Raw genomic sequence first — 17,461 nt, forward strand, 5'->3', positions numbered from 1 at the left:
CGAATGAATTTTATTATTTCTAACACACCATTTGATAAAAGAAAGCTAAATAAATTAGCTCAATCTTTGGTGTTTGGATCCTATAATGGGCTGCATTGGTGTGCCGATTCGCAAATAGTTACGTGTGAGAAGCCTCAAAGTTTTTTTGGTTTTATTCAAGGGTATTTAAATGATTTTAGTTTAGACAAATTAGCTGTAAACCACCAAAATGAAAGCGCTATTTCAAAAGTTTTGAATACGTGGCCTGTTCAAAAGGATGTGTCGGGTAGCTTTGCACTTACTGTACTTAATTTACAGGATAATTCCATACAGATGTGTAATGATGTCATTGGATTTTACCCTTTATATTATTCAATTACAAAAGAGGTCGTAGTCATTACATCTAGTTTGATATGGGCGTCTTCAATTCGACCTGTAGCTTTTGATGCTATTGGTGTTGCCCAAAGGACGCTTGGTAAAGAATATGCAAACATTGGATCTCGAACTATTTTAAAAGATTATAAGCGTTTATTACCTGGTGAATCAATGACAATAGATTTGTCAAATTTAGAAGTGACAGCATGTTATGACAATAGTTTGTATGCCAATTTAGGACATGCTAAGACACCAGCAGTATCCGATTATAAACAATTTTGGGAACTCTATAAGAGAGAAATCAATTATGCCGCCGCAAAGAAGGAAAAAACCAGCGTGGCATTAAGTGGAGGAATGGACAGCAGAATCTTGTTGGGAGCTATTTCCGAAGAAGTGAATCCAATATGTTTAACTTATGGTAATTTAGAAAGCTATGAGGTTAAAGTGGCCAGGAAGATTTCAAAAATCAAGAATTTAGAATTTTATAGCTATGAGGATTTAGATCTTTATTTTCCAACAAGAACTACAATGGAAAGCTATGTCAAAGAAACGGAGGCAGTATATGTGTCTAGCTGGTTGGAAATTTTGGAGAATAGACCTAAAGATGATGGTATGCAATTACTTCTGGGAGATATGTGCGAAGTATTGCCTGGTAGAAATATCAAGGTCTATTCTGGACGACATACAAGAATTAGTAATTTTATTAAGACTAACATTTTAAAAAAAGATTTTGAATTCACGAAGTCTTCAGATATAAGATTTGAACAATGGAAGGAAAGGAAAACTACAGAAGCGCTTAAACGCTATTCGGAGCGACGTTTTAGCACACTTGAAATGCATATGTCTTACAAAGACCTCGTTGCTGGTGTTACCTATAATCTTGAAGAATTATTTAAAAGGATTGAATCTCATAAACTTCCATATATTGAATTATATGATGAGTTATACGCGTGGTATACGCACAGTAGAATTCCAATGGGGAAACAAATTCTAATTTGTAATAGTAAATTCAATGCAGTTTGCCCGCCAATGGCATTAAGTGTTTTACGAGCTGCTAGTAATATTCATCCTAATAATAGATTGAATTATAGATTTATGCATGGATTGTTTAAACATAATAAAGACCTAAGGCCGTTGCGCAAAGTGCCTACAAATCAATCTCCTTTAGTGCCTCAATATACTTATGCGCCACTCATTTTTTTGGTTTGGGGAATACGGTCAAAAATGGATCAGTATTACATTAAAAGAATCCTCAAAAAGAAGAACCCTAACTTAAGATATCGCTTATTCAAAGGTTTGAATTGGGTAAAAGTCTATCAGAATGAAAACCTTGAATCAAGAATACCTACGTATTTTTCTCCAAATCATTTAGGAGATAAAGTTTCTGAAAATATATATAACAGAATCGTATCACGAAAAAAACTAGAAAAATGGCCACTAACTAATACAGATTTGATGTCTTTGGCATCTCTCAATATTGAAATGACAATTATTAGTCGTCATAATTCTGAAACTAAGATTTAATTCGCTAAAAAAACCTACCAATTTTATAGTAGGATACTGAGCTTTTTATATTTTTGATACTTAGTAATACAATCTATGCTGTTTAAGTTTCTTAAGTATTTACAACCCACCAATTATTTTTCTTTAAACAGAAATAATGGGAGCAGCATTTTCCCATCTTATGAGCATATTCCAAGTGAGATTAAAGAACAACTAACTCGAGATTCTAATTTTAAAAGTGCGATAGCCGCAGATTATGACTTGTCATGGCAAGCACTACAGAAAGGATATATATCTGTAACAAAAACGATTAACCCTATTGAAGAGGTTTCCGTTTATGATAACTACGTATTTATTAGAAATTATTTTCATAAAGTATGGGTGTTGTATGTGTTCTTCATTAGAATTTTGAGTCTTCATAATCCTCTTGTTGAGTTAAAGGGTTTTATAGGTACGAAGCATGTTAAACGAAGTCGTTATTTAGACGAGCCAATAACTCATGATAGTTTTGATGATTTTTCATCAAATATGATAAAGGATAACCCAAAAGTAAGTGTGATTATCCCAACGCTTAACAGGTATACATATTTAAAGGATGTTTTAAAAGATTTGGAGCGTCAAGATTATAAAAATTTTGATGTCTATGTTGTAGATCAGTCGCAACCTTTTCAGGAAGAATTTTATAATGATTTTGATCTAGATCTTCATTTAGAATTTCAAGAAGAAAAGGCTTTATGGCTTGCTAGGAATAACGCGATTAAAAAATCAAAAGGAGATTATCTTTTACTCTATGACGATGATAGTCGTGTGTCTGAGGATTGGATAACACAACATCTCAAGGTTTTAGACTATTTTAATGCCGATATTTCCTCTGGTGTGTCTATTTCCAAGGTAGGCGCAAAAATCCCTAAAAACTATTCATTTTTTAGAATTAGTGATCAATTAGATACCGGAAATGTTCTTGTGAAAAGAGAAGTTTTTAAAACTATTGGGTTATTTGATAGACAATTTGAAAAACAGCGCATGGGAGATGGAGAATACGGTTTAAGAGCGTATTTAAATGAATTTTTGAATATTTCTAATCCATATGCAAAACGTTTACATTTAAAGGTGAACTCAGGAGGTTTACGAGCTATGGGAAGTTGGGATGCATTTAGAACAAAGAAGTGGACTTCCCCAAGACCAATACCAAGTGTCTTATATTTGTTTAGAAAATACTACGGAACCAAGAGTGCAAAACTTGCATTATTAAGAACAGTGCCACTCTCAATAATGCCTTATAGATTTAAGAAAAATAAACTATTATTAGTTGTTGGTGTATTTGTGTCAATATTGCTGTTACCTTTGGTTTGTTTTCAGGTGTTTAAATCATGGCGTTTATCAGGTGAAAAATTAAAAGAAGGAGCCTTAATAGAAACATTATCTTGAGTGTAAATCGCCAACATATCATAATTTGTACCTCAGAATTTCCACCCCAACCTGGAGGAATTGGAAATCACGCGTATAATTTAGCAAAACAACTACAGCATCATGAGTTTCATGTTAAGGTCATTACGGACCAACGTTCTATGTTGGGAGATGAAGAATTAGATTTTGATAAATCAAATGCATTTGAAACCTTAAGGATTAAGCGAACAACATTTCGGTTTTTGATGTATATAAAACGTTTGTTGTTACTTCTAAAGCATGTGAAAAAGGCAGATATAGTCTTTGCTTCAGGAAAGTTCTCATTATGGATTGTTGCTTTTGTAAGCCTGTTTTATCAGAAACGATATATTGCTGTTGTCCATGGAACAGAAGTTAACTTTACCAATACCTTTTTGAAATATTCAATAGATAAAGCACTTCACAGATTTGAGACTATTGTAGCTGTATCTAACTTTACAAAATCGCTGATAGATTATATAAAGATAAAAGATATTGTAGTGATACCAAATGGTTTTAATCACGAAGTTTTTAGTGATAAGCCAGTAACAAAAACTCCAATTGAAGGGTATCCCAAATTAGTTACTGTTGGAAATGTTACAGAACGTAAAGGACAACTTAATGTAATTAAGCACTTGCCTGTACTTACAAAAATTCACCCAAAATTGAAGTACCATTGCGTAGGATTACCTACTGAAAAAGAAGCGTTTTTAAGTGTAGCTAAAGCGTTAAATGTTGAACAACATGTGAGGTTTCATGGGCGCTTATCGAATGAAAAGTTACAAGATGTGCTACAGCAAAGCGATATTTTTGTCATGCTTAGTGGAACAACCAAATCTGGAGATGTGGAAGGTTTTGGTATTGCCGTTATTGAGGCAAACGCCATGGGTTTACCTGCAATAGGTTCTAAAGGATGCGGCATTGAGGATGCCATATTGGATAAAAAATCAGGACTTTTGGTAAGACATGATAATACTGCAGAATTCAAAGATGCAGTACTAAATATTTTAGATCATTATGAGCGTTATGTAAATGAAGCGCAAGTATGGGCAAAAACACACCAATGGGATGCCATTGTGAAACAATATATTAAAATATTAGTTAGATGAAATTAGCGATTATATCACATACTGAGCATTATAAGGATGCTAATGGTAGCATTGTTGGTTGGAGTCCAACCGTCAATGAAATTAATCATCTTACTCGCATTTTTGACGAAATTTATCATGTGGCAATGTTTATAGAAGGCGAAGCACCTCCAAGTGTTATGTCTTATAATTCAGATAAGATTAAATTTGTTCCAATACCCAAGGTAGGAGGCAAGACACTTTTTTCGAAATTAAATGTTATTGTTAATGCTCCGAAGATTATAAATACGGTTTCTAAAACCCTAAAAAAAGTTGATTATTTTCAGTTAAGAACACCAACAGGAATAGGCGTCTTTTTAATTCCGTATTTAACGTATGTCTCAAAAAAACCAGGTTGGTTTAAATATGCAGGAAATTGGAATCAATCAAATCCGCCGTTAGGCTATAAATTGCAGCGATCTCAATTAAAAAAACAGTCAAGGCCAGTTACAATTAATGGACAATGGGATGCCCAGCCACCACATTGCTTAACGTTCGAAAACCCTTGTCTTAACGAAGAAAATATTGAAGAAGGAAATCGAATTTCAGAAACTAAAAGAATAGCGGAAAAAGTGTCTTTTTGTTATGTTGGACGATTAGAACGTGAAAAAGGCGTAGAGCGTATAATTAATGCATTTCGAAGCCTAAATGAAACCGCAAAGACAAGAGTTGATAAGGTGCATTTAGTAGGGGATGGTTTTGAACTCGACTACTTTAAAACCATTGCGAAAGATAGTGGAGTTAATATTGTTTTTCATGGCTATTTGGCGCAGCAACAAGTATTTGATATTTATAGAAAATCTCATGTGTTTTTAATGCCAACAACGGCTTCAGAAGGGTTCCCTAAAGTAATTGCCGAAGCGATGAATTTTAGATGTATCCCAGTGGTCTCAAGCGTATCTTCGATAAGTCAATATGTATTGCATAAAAAAAATGGTTATATTTTACCTAATGTTTCTAATGCATCTATAGTTAGCGCGTTAGAGTACATTTTAACCTTATCGGATTCTGAATATGTAGAACTAATCTCATCTATTAAGAGTGTGGTAACAAAATTCACGTTTAAACATTATAATCACAGAATTATTAATGACATAATTAATAACATCAGTTAGTGGGACGTCTAGGAAGTTTTAATAAAGACAATTATTTAGGATTAGTAGTCCTTCATATTATTTTTGGTGTTGCCATTTATTTCTTTACTCCTCTATCTCGCTTATATTTCATTATTGCTTTTGTTTATTTTCTTTGGAAAATTTTATTCTCACGACAAGAAAGAAAGACAGTAGAGGTCTTACTAGCGTGTTCCTATTTTACGGGTATTGAAGTGTTTTTTAGAATGACAGATGGAGGAATAGCTTATGAGGCTTCCAAATATTTAGTGATTTTGTTTATGCTTTTGGGGATGTTTTTTAAAGGTATGTCTGGTAGAGGATATCCTTATTTTATTTACCTTATACTATTGGTGCCAAGCATTTTAGTTGCTTCGATGACCTTGGGTTTTAGTGCTAATTTTAGAACGGCAGTGGCTTTTGTATTAAGCGGGCCAGTTTGTTTGGGTATTGCGGCATTATTTTGCTATGACAGGAGAATTTCAAGGAAACATTTGCTACAATGTGTTAACTATATAGCCTTACCATCTATTACAATGACTGTGTATTTATTTTTATACAACCCTAGTATAAAAGATACGCTATCAGGTACAGCCTCGAATGCAGCAACTTCGGGAGGGTTTGGACCTAACCAAGTATCGACTGCTTTAGGATTGGGGATGTTTGCCATAGTAGTTAGGCTATTTATGAAATCGCCATCAATCTTTTTAAAGGTATTGAATCTTGTCATTTTAGGAGGTATGACATTTAGAGCAATTGTTACCTTTAGTAGAGGAGGGGTTTTTGCTGCAATTATAGTTGTTGCAGCATTTTTAACTATCTATTTTATTAAGTCCTCACCTAAGAGAAAACAACAAATTGCCGCTTCGTTTATGTTGTTTTTAGTAGCGATTGCTATCACATGGTTTATTAGCTCTATTCAAACGTTTGGTTTAATAGATAAAAGGTACTCGAATCAAGATTCGTTGGGTCGAGATAAAGGAGATATTACAACAGGACGACTGGATCTTTTTGAAGAAGAAATTGAAGGGTTTTTAGATAGTCCGTTTTTAGGAATAGGAATTAGTAAAACACAATACATTAGAGTTGAAAGAGACGGAAAACGTTTACCTTCTCACAACGAAGTAGGAAGACTGCTCTCAGAGCATGGTATTTTAGGTATTACAATCCTACTCATTCTAATTATTAAACCTTTTGCATATCGAGCTGCAAATAAAAGGAATGTTTACTTTTATGCGTTTTTTTGCTTTTGGTTTGCAACAATTAACCACTCAGGCATGCGTATCGCAGCGCCTGCTTTATTATATGGAATGTCACTGCTAAATGTAGTTTATGAAAAAAATCCTGTACATAGGAAACAAGTTAGAAAACAAATCAAGTAATCTCTCATCAATTCATACATTAGGTCGATTGTTTGAGGGAGAAGGGTTTACGCTATATTATGCTTCCAGCAAGCCTAATAAGATCATACGTCTTTTAGATATGATTTTTGCGTTTTTTAGGCGAGCCTATAGCGTAAATGTTGTTATTATTGATACGTATAGTACTCATAATTTTTATTTTGCTTTAATTATTAGTCAACTCTGTAGGTTGTTTAGAGTGCCGTATATACCAAGTTTAAATGGAGGGAATTTGCCTGCAAGACTAAAAGCGCATCCAGTGATGTGCGGCATGATTTTTAAAAACTCTAAGTGTAATGTGTCTCCATCGAGATACTTAAAAAGTACATTCGAGGATTACGGATTTAATAACGTAATACATATTCCTAACACCCTACAAATCGAAAATTATAACCTTCATCATAAAACGTTCGATGAACCAAGACTACTATGGGTGCGTTCTTTTTCTAAGATTTATAATCCGCAACTGGCAATTAAAGTTTTTGATTTGATAAAAAGAACGTTTCCTGAAGCTAAGTTGTGTATGGTTGGACCAGATAGTGATGGTACATTAAAAGATGTGAAGCAGTTGGCTAAAGCACTAAACTTAGATGTGAAATTTACTGGTAAGCTCACGAAAAAGGAATGGATTGACCTTTCAAAAGATTATAATATCTTCATCAATACTACAAATTTTGATAATACACCTGTAAGTGTTATCGAAGCCATGGCCTTAGGTTTACCAATTGTTTCAACTAATGTTGGTGGAATGCCATTTTTAATTGATAATGGTACATCAGGAATTTTGGTGCAACCAGAACATGTTAGAGATATGACAACAGCTATTTTGAGCCTTATTGATAATAAGGTCAAACGAGATCATATTATCGCAGAAGCTAGATTGGTTGCCGAGCAATTTGATTGGAAAAACATCAAAAAACTGTGGATAACTACCTTAAGCCAAGATAATTGTTAAAATCCAAGATAACTTGTTATATTTACCATAGACCTTCTTTAAACTAATGAGCCGCAAAAAAGACATACATTTCGAAATCTCTGAACGGAAGATACTTTTACGTATTTTAGATATCTGTCTTGTCATTTTAGGCTTATATATTTTAGAGCAAAGTGTAAACTATGATTACTTAACATTATCTCAAGAAAATATTGTTCCCCTAATTGTTTTAGCAGTCTATATCACTATTTTTGGGACGATTTTCGAAATTTATGATCTTCAGAAATCGAGTAAATTAGATGTTACCTTTCGAAATATCGTGTTAACGGCATCAACGACAGTGCTATTTTATTTACTGACGCCAGTTTTAACACCTTTTCTTCCAGAACAAAGATTACAGATTGTCTATTTTTATTTGATTCTCATCATTATGATTTTTGTTTGGCGATGGGCTTATATTGTGTTCATTTCCTCTCCCAGATTTTATAAGAAAGTGTTGTTGGTGGGAGAAATATCTAATATTGAAAATATTATAAAACCTCTTAATCAGTCTGACCCTAATTATAAGATCATTGGTTTTATTAATTCTGAAACTGAAACAGACTCGCCAATTAAGTTTAAGGGTTTAAAAGAATTCGAATCTAGCATGTTAATGGAGGTGATAAAAAAGGAGAAGATTTCTGAAATTTTAATAGCCAGTTATAACTCTGAAACTATAACTCCCGAAATATACCACGATCTCATTACCCTTTTAGATCAGGGATTTACTATAAGGGAATATACCCAAGTGTTTGAAGAAATTACGTATCGTGTACCCATTCAGTTTGTTGGAAAAGATTTTTATAAATACTTTCCTTTTAGCAGGAGTAATCAAAATACGCTATACCTTTTTTTTCATAGAACTTTTGATATTGCATTTTCTGTTATTGGTTTGATTTTTGGCCTCTGTATTTTACCTCTTATTTTCTTGGGAAATATAATTGCCAACAAAGGACCTCTTTTTTATTTTCAGGAACGGGTTGGTCAGAATGGAAAACTATTTCAAATTGTCAAACTAAGGAGTATGGTGGTTAATGCTGAAACAGGAGGAGCAAAATGGGCTCAAAAAAATGATTCTAGAATTACCAAGTTTGGAATGTTTTTAAGACGATCACGTTTAGATGAAATACCGCAATTTATTAATGTCCTTAGAGGCGATATGAGTATAATTGGACCTCGACCAGAGCGCCCATTTTTTGTCAATGAGCTCTCAAGGATTATTCCATTTTATGAAACTCGACATATTGTTAAACCTGGACTTACAGGATGGGCTCAAGTGAATACACGTTATGGCTCGTCTGTAGATGATAGCCTAACAAAACTTCAGTATGATTTGTATTATATCAAACACCGAAGTTTGTTTTTAGATATCAATATTATTGTAAAAACGTTGAGTACTATACTTTATTATAGAGGGCAATAACAGAGGCCTATTATAGACGCTCCTTTTTTCTTCGGAAAAAGCCAATCAAGAACATAAATATTAAAATAAACACGCTAATTCTGGCTATATAGTCGCCAGCCATAACATAAAAAGTTATTTTATTATTTGTGGTTATTTGCCCAGATAAGGCTCCTTTTGTATCGTAGTCTAGATGGCTTGTAATATCTCCTTTTGCATCTATAATTGCCGAAATTCCAGTATTAGCACTTCTAGCAATATCACGACGTGTTTCAACCGCTCTCAATCTGGCATAACTTAAGTGCTGTTTATGCCCTTGGGTTTCGTTCCACCAAGCATCATTTGTGATGATAGCTAGAAAATTAGCATCGTTTCTCACATAACCAGTGACAAATTCACCATAAACAGATTCATAACAAATTATTGGAGCTACCTTAAATTTAGAGTTGGATGATGTAAAAACGCCCCTGTGATCTTGAGTCGTTTTCATAGCAACGGTACCACCAAGATCTATCATTGCATCTCCTATAATTGGCTTTAAAAAACTTTGATATGGGAAGTTCTCTATACCAACAACTAACTTAGATTTATTGCACTGTTGAACAGAGTCTGATGTATTTATTAATAATGCCGAATTATAATCATCGTACCAAGTTGTAGCATTGTATTGATTGGTTTCTGATCGCACTTTATTCTCGTCTTTAAATATATCGATGAATGAAACTCCTAATAATAGGTTTGTATTTGGATGTTCTCCCACATAACTCTGGAGCTTGTGTTTTAAGAGCGAGTTTTCAAACTTTCTAAGACGTATACTTTCAGCAAAAAAAGTTTCGGGAGCAATGACAAAATCTGTAGAATCGGTCAATTTAGAATCGGCCAAAGATTTAAAGAGTTCTAAAAATTTAAGATTTGACATATCGTATTTTTCCGAATATGGATCAATATTTGGCTGCAACGCTATAATATTAACTGTTTCTCCTTCGTGGGAATACGTATTGTAAATAACTAATGAAATACCTATTGGAATGATAATGAGCGCGGCACATTTCAGCAAAACAGATTTTAAAATGGCTTTAGACTTTTCTTTTTGATATGATAATACGCCCTTGAAAAAGAATACATTTAGGAGCCAAACCCATAAAGTGCCTCCAAAAGTTCCTGTGTATTCATACCATTGTATCCATGTAATATATTCTGAAAATCCGTTTCCTAAATTTAACCAAGGCCATGAAAATTCCCAACCAAGATGCAGTTTTTCAAAACTTATCCATAGGGTTACTAAAAACAATAAGGCTCTATTTTGAGATTGTCGTTTTGCATATTTATGATACACTAAAAATAAAGTGGCCATGAGTGCAGTATTCACAAAAACAGCAAAACTTGCACCAAATAAACTGGCATGTCTTAACCAGCTCGTGGTTGTGATGTTCCAAATGAAAAAGGCGAGATAGGCCAGTCCAAAAATTTTGAGACCTTGACGTTTAGCATCAGATAGACGCAATTGACGCTCTGCAAGAAGCAATGGGACAAAGCCTATAAAAAGCAATAAAGGAAAGCCGTATGTGGGCCAGCCTAAAGCTAATATTGTTCCTGAAATTATTGAGAGTAAAATTCGGTTCACTATCTAAAGATACTAAAATCGAGTTTTAATGAAAATACATTGGAGTATAACGCAGCACTTTGATCTCCAATGTCTGTAAAGGCATAATCTAATTGTATGCCTCTATATTTAAAACCTAAGCCCAAACTTGGTTGAAAAGTTAGGTTTTCAGAATTATCGATTTGTAATTCATTTTGAAAGTTTCCAACCCCAGCTCTTAAAAAAACAAGGTCGGTATAACCAAATTCTAATCCGATTGCCGGGTTTACACTTGCAAATGAAGTGGACACAACATCATTGTTTTCTTCGAATCTCACATTAAGATCGAACGAGGTAAGTAATGAATAATCATAGTGAAATATAAACTTCTTAGAGACCCCAATCTGTAATTTAGGTATAGTAAGTTCTGTTTTTTCTGGAACGGTCTGGTTTTGCCCTTCAATAGCAGATTGGATATCGGCTAATTTCGCATCGTCAAATGACCATGCGTTAAAGGTTGTGGTAATATCTCTGGCCATAATTCCAAACTTCCAGTCATTACGTGTTTCAAATTGAATACCAGCATCAAGGCCAAAACCCCAAGAATTGGCAAAATCTCCAATAATACGGCGAACCAATTTGGCATTTACGCCGTAGCTTAATCCATCAAGAGGTAGCTTTCGTGCATAAGAAAATGTCAAAGCATAGTCGGCAGTAGAGAACAAACTAACCCGATCATAGTTAATATTTCCTTGGTCATCAATTAATTGTGTTGTATCTAAAATATCGTCTACACCAAACCTAATTAGTGATAACGCGATAGCACTTCTGTCGTCTAAAGGTTTGGCAAAAGCGATGTAATTATAGTTTGCAATGTTAGCAAAATAGCTTGAATGTAAGAGTGCTAATTCATTATCTTCAATATGAACTAATCCTGCGGGATTCCAATATCCAGAATTTACATCTGCAGTATGTGAAACCACACTATTGCTCATACCAAGAGCAGCTGCATCCACACCAATATTTAAAAATTCATTTGAATATTTAGTCTGAGCAGTGCAAAAAAAAGTAATCAAAGTCGAGGCAATGAATATATATTTTTTCAACAGCAAAAATTTTTTACAAAGATGCACAATATTTTTCACCTATTAAACTTGAAAAAGCAGTAGATATTGTCTTTGTTTTGTGTTTGTCGTAAATAGTTTGCTATTTTTACATAAATCTAATCTATGACTATAAAAAAATACATTCCTAATTTTGTAACCTTACTTAATTTACTGTGTGGAAGTATTGCCGTTATTTTTGCTGTTCATAACAATTTTATTGCAACATCGGCTTTTGTATTTTTGGGTATTTTCTTTGATTTTTTTGATGGTTTATTGGCCAGAAAACTCAATGTTCAGAGCGCGTTGGGCGTCCAACTCGATTCCTTAGCCGATATGGTAACTAGCGGATTGGTTCCAGGGATTGTAATGTACAAACTTATTGCAATGAGTATTGATGCTCCTGAGGTTGTAACACAAAAAGAATGGAATGCTCATTTCAGTTTTAGTGATTTAAATATAGCGCCTATTGCACTTATAGGGTTATGTATTACTTTGGCTTCATCTTATCGTTTAGCAAAATTTAATATAGATGAAGATCAGCAAACTTATTTTAAAGGCTTGCCTACACCAGCGAATACGTTACTTATTTTATCATTGCCTTTGATTATAGAATTTCAGAATAATAGTTTTGCAACATCGCTTATTTTAAATCAATGGTTTTTAATTGGGATGACCTTATTAAGCTGCTATTTACTTAATTCTAAAATAAAATTATTTGCTTTAAAGTTTAAAGATTTTAGCATAACTAATAACAAATTTAGATATCTTCTTATTGTTTTAACTATTGGGCTTCTGGTGTTTTTTCATTTTCTTGCCATTCCAATAATTATATTATTATATATCATTTTATCTCTAATTAAAAATAACTAATTACTCATGTTAGAAATTATTTTCACGCTATTAATGCTTGTGATGTTGCAAGCTGTTTTAGGATTTGATAATCTACTTTATATTTCTTTAGAATCGAAAAAGGCGCCAGCGTCTGATCAGAAAAGAGTACGAAAGGTTGGTATCCTAATTGCTATTGTTCTAAGAATTGTGTTATTATTTGTTCTTGTATCTATTATCGATTTCTTTCAAGAACCGTTTTCTTTTATGACTGGTAAAATAGAAAATGTGCTCGATTTTGCTTTTAACGGTCACAGTTTAATTGTATTAGCTGGAGGTGGATTTATTATTTACACGGCAATTAAAGAAATATGGCATATGATAGGACATACAGATTTGAACGATGAGGTGGGTGAAGATTCTAAACGTAGAAAGTCGGCCAATGCGGCAATTACTAGTATTGTAATTATGAATTTGGTGTTTTCTTTTGATTCTATCTTGGCCGCTATTGGACTAACGAGCGAAATAGAAAATTCAACAACAGCATTTATTGTTATGGCAATTGCCATTGTAGCTAGTGGATTATTAATGTTATTACTGGCAGATAAAATTTCGGTATTTTTAGCTAAGAATAGAATGTATGAGGTATTAGGTCTATTTATTCTATTTATAGTTGGAATTATGCTAGTTACCGAAGGTGGTCACTTAGCTCATTTAAAAATCTTTGGAAATGAAATAGTTCCAATGAGTAAAACAACATTTTATTTTGTAATTGTGGTGTTGGTTATTACAGATATCGTGCAAGGACGTTACCAAAAAAAGCTAATCGCAGAGCAGGAAAGCTTGAAATCACACGCTCAAACCAAAAATGACGACGCCTAATTTATACCTATGAAAGACTTAAAATTCCCTATCAATTTCACTTTTAATGTGACAACCATATCTAACGATTTTTCCGCAACTGATGCCACTGGTAAAACGGTTGCTTATGTGCGTCAAAAAATGTTTAAACTGAAAGAGGATATCAATATTTATAGCAATGAATCCAAGAACCATTTAGTTTATAATATAAGAGCGGATAAATGGATAGACTTCTCTGCAGCTTACAGCATGAAGGATGCTCAAGGAAGGGAGATTGGTAAAATAGCAAGAAAAGGTTGGGCTTCTATTTGGAAAGCTCATTACGAACTTATAGATCAGCATCAGAAATTACAGTATCATATTAGAGAGGATAATGCTTGGGTGAAAGTTCTGGATGGCGTCTTGGGAAATATTCCAATTATTGGTGGGTTTACGGGCTACTTGTTTAACCCGAGTTATACTGTAACTGATTTAAAAGGGCAAGCTGTATGTCAATTAAAAAAGGAACCATCATTTTTTGGTAGGAAATTTAAACTCTCTAAATTAAAACCTATAGATAATGATGATGATGAACGCATCATTTTAGGCTTTATGATGATGGTGTTGTTAGAGAGAAGAAGAGGGTAACCTTTAATTATCCGCTTCAATAAAATTGTGAAAACATGTGCTATTCTTGTAATTTCAACGAGTCTGTAGTGCAGCATATTAAACAAACCAATTTCAATTTTTTCAAAACAAAAAAGAGACGTTGATTAATTGAGAAGGATGTGCTTAAATAGTATTTAGAACTCAAGTTTCTTTTTACGAAGCTCAAAGTTTTGACCTAGATAGACTTTTCGTACCATCTCATCATTGGCTAATTCTTCTGGCTTTCCAGCTTTTAAGATGCTACCTTCAAACATTAAATATGTTCTATCTGTAATGGCCAAGGTTTCTTGAACATTGTGATCTGTGATTAAGATACCAATGTTTTTCTTTTTCAGTTGCGCTACAATACGTTGAATGTCTTCAACGGCAACTGGGTCAACACCCGCAAATGGTTCATCGAGTAAAATGAAATCAGGGTCAGTAGCAAGTGCACGAGCTATTTCGGTACGTCGACGCTCACCACCAGATAATAAATCACCTCTGTTTTTTCGGATATGCTCTAAACTAAATTCATCAATTAGAGACTCCATTTTATCTTGTTGCTGTTTTTTACTCAACTTGGTCATTTGAAGAACACTTAAGATATTATCTTCAATACTTAGTTTTCTAAAAACAGAAGCTTCTTGAGCTAGATAACCTATACCATTTTGTGCACGCTTATACATTGGGTAATTGGTAATATCTGTGCCTTCAAGATAGATATTTCCGCCATTAGGTTTTATTAAACCGACAATCATATAAAATGACGTGGTTTTACCAGCCCCATTCGGGCCAAGTAATCCAACAATCTCGCCTTGATTTACTTCAAGAGAAACGTCTTTTACCACCTTTCGCCCACTATAGGACTTCATTAGATTTTTGGCTTTTAATGTCTTCATAAGTGCTAAAATAGCAAATTCAAAACGACTCGCTTTTTAATTTATTAAAAGTTTAACTGTGAGATTCTAAGGCATCCCAGTATTCATAGGCTTTTCTTAAGTGAGGAATAACAATTGTGCCACCAACTAAAGTAGCTATACTTAAAGCCTCTACAACTTCTTTTTTACTAAGACCAATTTTATAACTGGATTCTAGATGGTATTTAATACAGTCATCACAACGCAATACAGTTGAGGCCACGAGACCTAATAACTCTTTAGTTTTTTTGTCTAGAGCACCTTCTGTAAACGCATTGGTATCTAGATTGAATATACGTTTGATAATTTTATTATTATCTGCAAGAATGGCATCATTCATTTTAGAACGATAGGCATTAAATTCGGAAACAGGATTAGACATTGATGTTTTGTTTTTTGTTTTGGTTTCTAACAACCACTTTAGAAATATAAATACTTACTTGATATAAAATTAAAATTGGAATTGCCACAATAACCTGACTAGCAATATCTGGAGGGGTAATAATTGCTGCTAATATTAAAACAAGTACTAAGGCAAATTTGCGATATTTCCTCATGATTTTAGGTGTTACCAAACCTATTTTAGTTAAGAAATATACGACTATAGGTAATTCAAAAATAAAGCCAGCAGCAATCGACGAGGATCTAACCGTTGAAATATATGAACTAAGATCAAATTCGTTAGACACTTCTGCACTTACAATATAATTTCCTAAGAAATTTATAGTTAAGGGTGTCACAATATAGTATCCAAAAAGAACACCTAAGAAAAACAAAAATGAAGAAGCAAAAATAAAGCCTCTTGAATGGCGACGCTCACTGGCATGTAAACCAGGACTAATAAAACGCCAGAATTGATAAATGATATATGGGAACGCTAAGATGAAACCAGCGTATATAGAGGTCCAAATGTCTGCTGAAAATTGTCCAGCAACTGTTCTGTTTTGAATTCTAAAAGGAAACTCAGCGGCACAGAATGTTGAGTCATCTACACCAACCATTGTAGATACATCACATAGCCATTGATAAGTTGGAAAAGTCATTCGCTTAGGAGCAAAAATGATATTTTCAAAAATGAAACCACTAAAAATAAATGCTACAGTAGCGCAAATTAGTATCGAAACTGTAATACGAATTAAATGCCATCTTAAGTCTTCGAGATGGTCAAGAAATGACATTTCTTTCTCATCGGTATTCTGTTTTGCCATTATATAATACCTTCTTTTATTAAATCATGTAAATGTATGACACCTGAGTATTCACCGTTGTTTTCTACCAATAATTGTGAGATACCATTTGTTTCCATAAGTTCCATGGCATCCACAGCCATAGCATCTTCATTAATCCTTTTAGGATTACTACTCATAATATCTTTGGCCGTTAGATGCAGAAACTCATTACTTTTAGTGAGCATTCGTCTCAGGTCACCATCAGTAATAATTCCAATTATTTTATTGTTTTCAACAACAGCTGTAACACCTAACATTTTTTCAGAAATCTCAACAATCACGTCTCTCGCTGAAGTATCTGGTGCGACCTTTGGTTTTTGATTAATTGACGATAAATCACTTACCCTTAGGTATAGTCGCTTCCCCAAAGCTCCTCCGGGATGATATTTTGCAAAATCTTTACTAGAAAACCCTCTTAACTCTAATAGGCAAACTGCTAAGGCATCACCAATTACAAGTTGAGCAGTTGTGCTTGTTGTAGGAGCCAAATTATTAGGACAAGCCTCTTGTTCAACATAAGCATTAAGAATAAAATCAGCCTGTTGAGCTAAAAACGATTTGTCATTCCCTGTAATAGCAATCATTTTGTTCTTAGCATTTTTAATTAAAGGAACAAGAACCTTGATTTCGGGTGTGTTTCCACTTTTAGAGATGCAGATCACTACATCATCTTCTAAAATTAAGCCTAAATCACCATGAATGGCATCTGCAGCATGCATAAAAATAGAAGGTGTACCTGTAGAATTTAGTGTTGCTACAATTTTATTTGCAATGATGGCACTTTTACCAATTCCAGTAATAATGACACGCCCTTTAGAATTGTACATTAGAGCTACTGCATTGGCGAAATCATCGGTTAATAAATGACTTAAATTTGCAATCGCATCACGCTCTAAATCTATAGTTTTTCTGGCCGTTTCAAGGATAGATTGTGTACTGTTCAAAATTAATTTTTTTTGAGTTTGATGGGTTTAAAGAAATTGTTATCTTTAGGTTTATGCAAATGTATCAAAAA

General features: G+C 33.7%; 16 protein-coding genes. 10 read left to right on the forward strand and 6 right to left on the reverse strand.

Annotation, left to right across the window (positions count from 1 at the left end; translation table 11 throughout):
• The first annotated feature begins 3 nt into the window (after positions 1–3).
• From Q0787_RS13035 to Q0787_RS13065, 7 genes are all read left to right on the forward strand, one after another.
• On the forward strand, positions 4–1,878 hold the full coding sequence (locus Q0787_RS13035; RefSeq protein ID WP_298903237.1) for a hypothetical protein: 1,875 nt from the start codon (positions 4–6) through the stop codon (positions 1,876–1,878).
• Between the two features lie 75 nt (positions 1,879–1,953).
• Positions 1,954–3,285: a glycosyltransferase family 2 protein gene (locus Q0787_RS13040; RefSeq protein WP_298903238.1), complete on the forward strand. Its 1,332-nt coding sequence runs from the start codon at positions 1,954–1,956 to the stop codon at positions 3,283–3,285.
• A complete protein-coding gene (locus Q0787_RS13045; RefSeq protein ID WP_298903240.1) occupies positions 3,282–4,391 on the forward strand; it encodes a glycosyltransferase family 4 protein in 1,110 nt (369 codons plus the stop codon). The genes Q0787_RS13040 and Q0787_RS13045 overlap by 4 nt, the downstream gene beginning before the upstream one ends.
• Positions 4,388–5,524: a glycosyltransferase gene (locus tag Q0787_RS13050; protein ID WP_298903242.1), complete on the forward strand. Its 1,137-nt coding sequence runs from the start codon at positions 4,388–4,390 to the stop codon at positions 5,522–5,524. The genes Q0787_RS13045 and Q0787_RS13050 overlap by 4 nt, the downstream gene beginning before the upstream one ends.
• Positions 5,524–6,903 (forward strand): O-antigen ligase family protein, encoded by a 1,380-nt coding sequence (locus Q0787_RS13055; RefSeq protein WP_298903243.1) that lies wholly within the window; start codon positions 5,524–5,526, stop codon positions 6,901–6,903. Before Q0787_RS13050 ends, Q0787_RS13055 begins: the two co-directional genes overlap by 1 nt.
• Positions 6,854–7,876 carry a glycosyltransferase family 4 protein gene (locus Q0787_RS13060; RefSeq protein ID WP_298903244.1) on the forward strand — a complete coding sequence of 341 codons (1,023 nt, stop codon included), beginning with the start codon at positions 6,854–6,856 and terminating at the stop codon, positions 7,874–7,876. Before Q0787_RS13055 ends, Q0787_RS13060 begins: the two co-directional genes overlap by 50 nt.
• A gap of 46 nt (positions 7,877–7,922) precedes the next feature.
• Entirely contained in the window at positions 7,923–9,317 is a 1,395-nt protein-coding gene (locus Q0787_RS13065) for a sugar transferase (protein ID WP_298903245.1), read from the forward strand.
• Positions 9,318–9,327: 10 nt separating this feature from the next.
• On the opposite strand, the gene lnt is transcribed toward Q0787_RS13065, so the two are convergent.
• Positions 9,328–10,920, reverse strand: a complete 1,593-nt coding sequence (lnt, locus tag Q0787_RS13070) for an apolipoprotein N-acyltransferase (protein WP_298903246.1) — start codon at positions 10,918–10,920, stop codon at positions 9,328–9,330.
• Positions 10,920–11,984 carry a PorV/PorQ family protein gene (locus Q0787_RS13075; protein WP_298903248.1) on the reverse strand — a complete coding sequence of 355 codons (1,065 nt, stop codon included), beginning with the start codon at positions 11,982–11,984 and terminating at the stop codon, positions 10,920–10,922. The genes lnt and Q0787_RS13075 overlap by 1 nt, the downstream gene beginning before the upstream one ends.
• A 123-nt stretch (positions 11,985–12,107) precedes the next feature.
• On the opposite strand from Q0787_RS13075, the gene Q0787_RS13080 reads away from it, so the two are divergent.
• The 3 genes from Q0787_RS13080 to Q0787_RS13090 are packed head-to-tail and all read left to right on the forward strand — an operon-like array spanning position 12,108 to position 14,300.
• Positions 12,108–12,854: a CDP-alcohol phosphatidyltransferase family protein gene (locus Q0787_RS13080; protein WP_298903249.1), complete on the forward strand. Its 747-nt coding sequence runs from the start codon at positions 12,108–12,110 to the stop codon at positions 12,852–12,854.
• Positions 12,855–12,860: 6 nt separating this feature from the next.
• The gene (locus Q0787_RS13085) at positions 12,861–13,694 is read left to right on the forward strand and encodes a tellurium resistance protein TerC (RefSeq protein ID WP_298903250.1); all 834 of its coding nucleotides are present in this window, start codon (positions 12,861–12,863) and stop codon (positions 13,692–13,694) included.
• Between the two features lie 9 nt (positions 13,695–13,703).
• Entirely contained in the window at positions 13,704–14,300 is a 597-nt protein-coding gene (locus tag Q0787_RS13090; RefSeq protein WP_298903251.1) for a hypothetical protein, read from the forward strand.
• Positions 14,301–14,455: 155 nt separating this feature from the next.
• Here Q0787_RS13090 and lptB read toward each other — a convergent pair whose 3' ends face one another.
• The 4 genes from lptB to Q0787_RS13110 are packed head-to-tail and all read right to left on the reverse strand — an operon-like array spanning position 14,456 to position 17,390.
• Entirely contained in the window at positions 14,456–15,199 is a 744-nt protein-coding gene (gene lptB, locus Q0787_RS13095; RefSeq protein ID WP_298903252.1) for an LPS export ABC transporter ATP-binding protein, read from the reverse strand.
• A 52-nt stretch (positions 15,200–15,251) separates the two neighbouring features.
• Positions 15,252–15,599 (reverse strand): carboxymuconolactone decarboxylase family protein, encoded by a 348-nt coding sequence (locus tag Q0787_RS13100; RefSeq protein ID WP_298903253.1) that lies wholly within the window; start codon positions 15,597–15,599, stop codon positions 15,252–15,254.
• Positions 15,592–16,425 (reverse strand): twin-arginine translocase subunit TatC, encoded by an 834-nt coding sequence (gene tatC, locus Q0787_RS13105; RefSeq protein WP_298903254.1) that lies wholly within the window; start codon positions 16,423–16,425, stop codon positions 15,592–15,594. The genes Q0787_RS13100 and tatC overlap by 8 nt, the downstream gene beginning before the upstream one ends.
• The gene (locus tag Q0787_RS13110) at positions 16,425–17,390 is read right to left on the reverse strand and encodes a KpsF/GutQ family sugar-phosphate isomerase (RefSeq protein WP_298903255.1); all 966 of its coding nucleotides are present in this window, start codon (positions 17,388–17,390) and stop codon (positions 16,425–16,427) included. Before Q0787_RS13110 ends, tatC begins: the two co-directional genes overlap by 1 nt.
• Positions 17,391–17,461: the final 71 nt, after the last annotated feature.

This window comes from uncultured Psychroserpens sp. (assembly GCF_947492715.1).
Taxonomy (GTDB): domain Bacteria; phylum Bacteroidota; class Bacteroidia; order Flavobacteriales; family Flavobacteriaceae; genus Psychroserpens.

Excerpts from the sequence above, each read along its gene's own strand:
- Q0787_RS13035 (WP_298903237.1), top strand. The coding sequence starts at position 4 with ATGAATTTTATTATTTCTAACACACCATTTGATAAAAGAAAGCTAAAT.
- Q0787_RS13040 (WP_298903238.1), top strand. The coding sequence starts at position 1,954 with ATGCTGTTTAAGTTTCTTAAGTATTTACAACCCACCAATTATTTTTCT.
- Q0787_RS13050 (WP_298903242.1), top strand. The coding sequence starts at position 4,388 with ATGAAATTAGCGATTATATCACATACTGAGCATTATAAGGATGCTAAT.
- Q0787_RS13060 (WP_298903244.1), top strand. The coding sequence starts at position 6,854 with ATGAAAAAAATCCTGTACATAGGAAACAAGTTAGAAAACAAATCAAGT.
- Q0787_RS13065 (WP_298903245.1), top strand. The coding sequence starts at position 7,923 with ATGAGCCGCAAAAAAGACATACATTTCGAAATCTCTGAACGGAAGATA.
- Q0787_RS13080 (WP_298903249.1), top strand. The coding sequence starts at position 12,108 with ATGACTATAAAAAAATACATTCCTAATTTTGTAACCTTACTTAATTTA.
- Q0787_RS13085 (WP_298903250.1), top strand. The coding sequence starts at position 12,861 with ATGTTAGAAATTATTTTCACGCTATTAATGCTTGTGATGTTGCAAGCT.
- Q0787_RS13090 (WP_298903251.1), top strand. The coding sequence starts at position 13,704 with ATGAAAGACTTAAAATTCCCTATCAATTTCACTTTTAATGTGACAACC.
- lptB (WP_298903252.1), bottom strand. The coding sequence starts at position 15,199 with ATGAAGACATTAAAAGCCAAAAATCTAATGAAGTCCTATAGTGGGCGA.
- Q0787_RS13100 (WP_298903253.1), bottom strand. The coding sequence starts at position 15,599 with ATGTCTAATCCTGTTTCCGAATTTAATGCCTATCGTTCTAAAATGAAT.
- tatC (WP_298903254.1), bottom strand. The coding sequence starts at position 16,425 with ATGGCAAAACAGAATACCGATGAGAAAGAAATGTCATTTCTTGACCAT.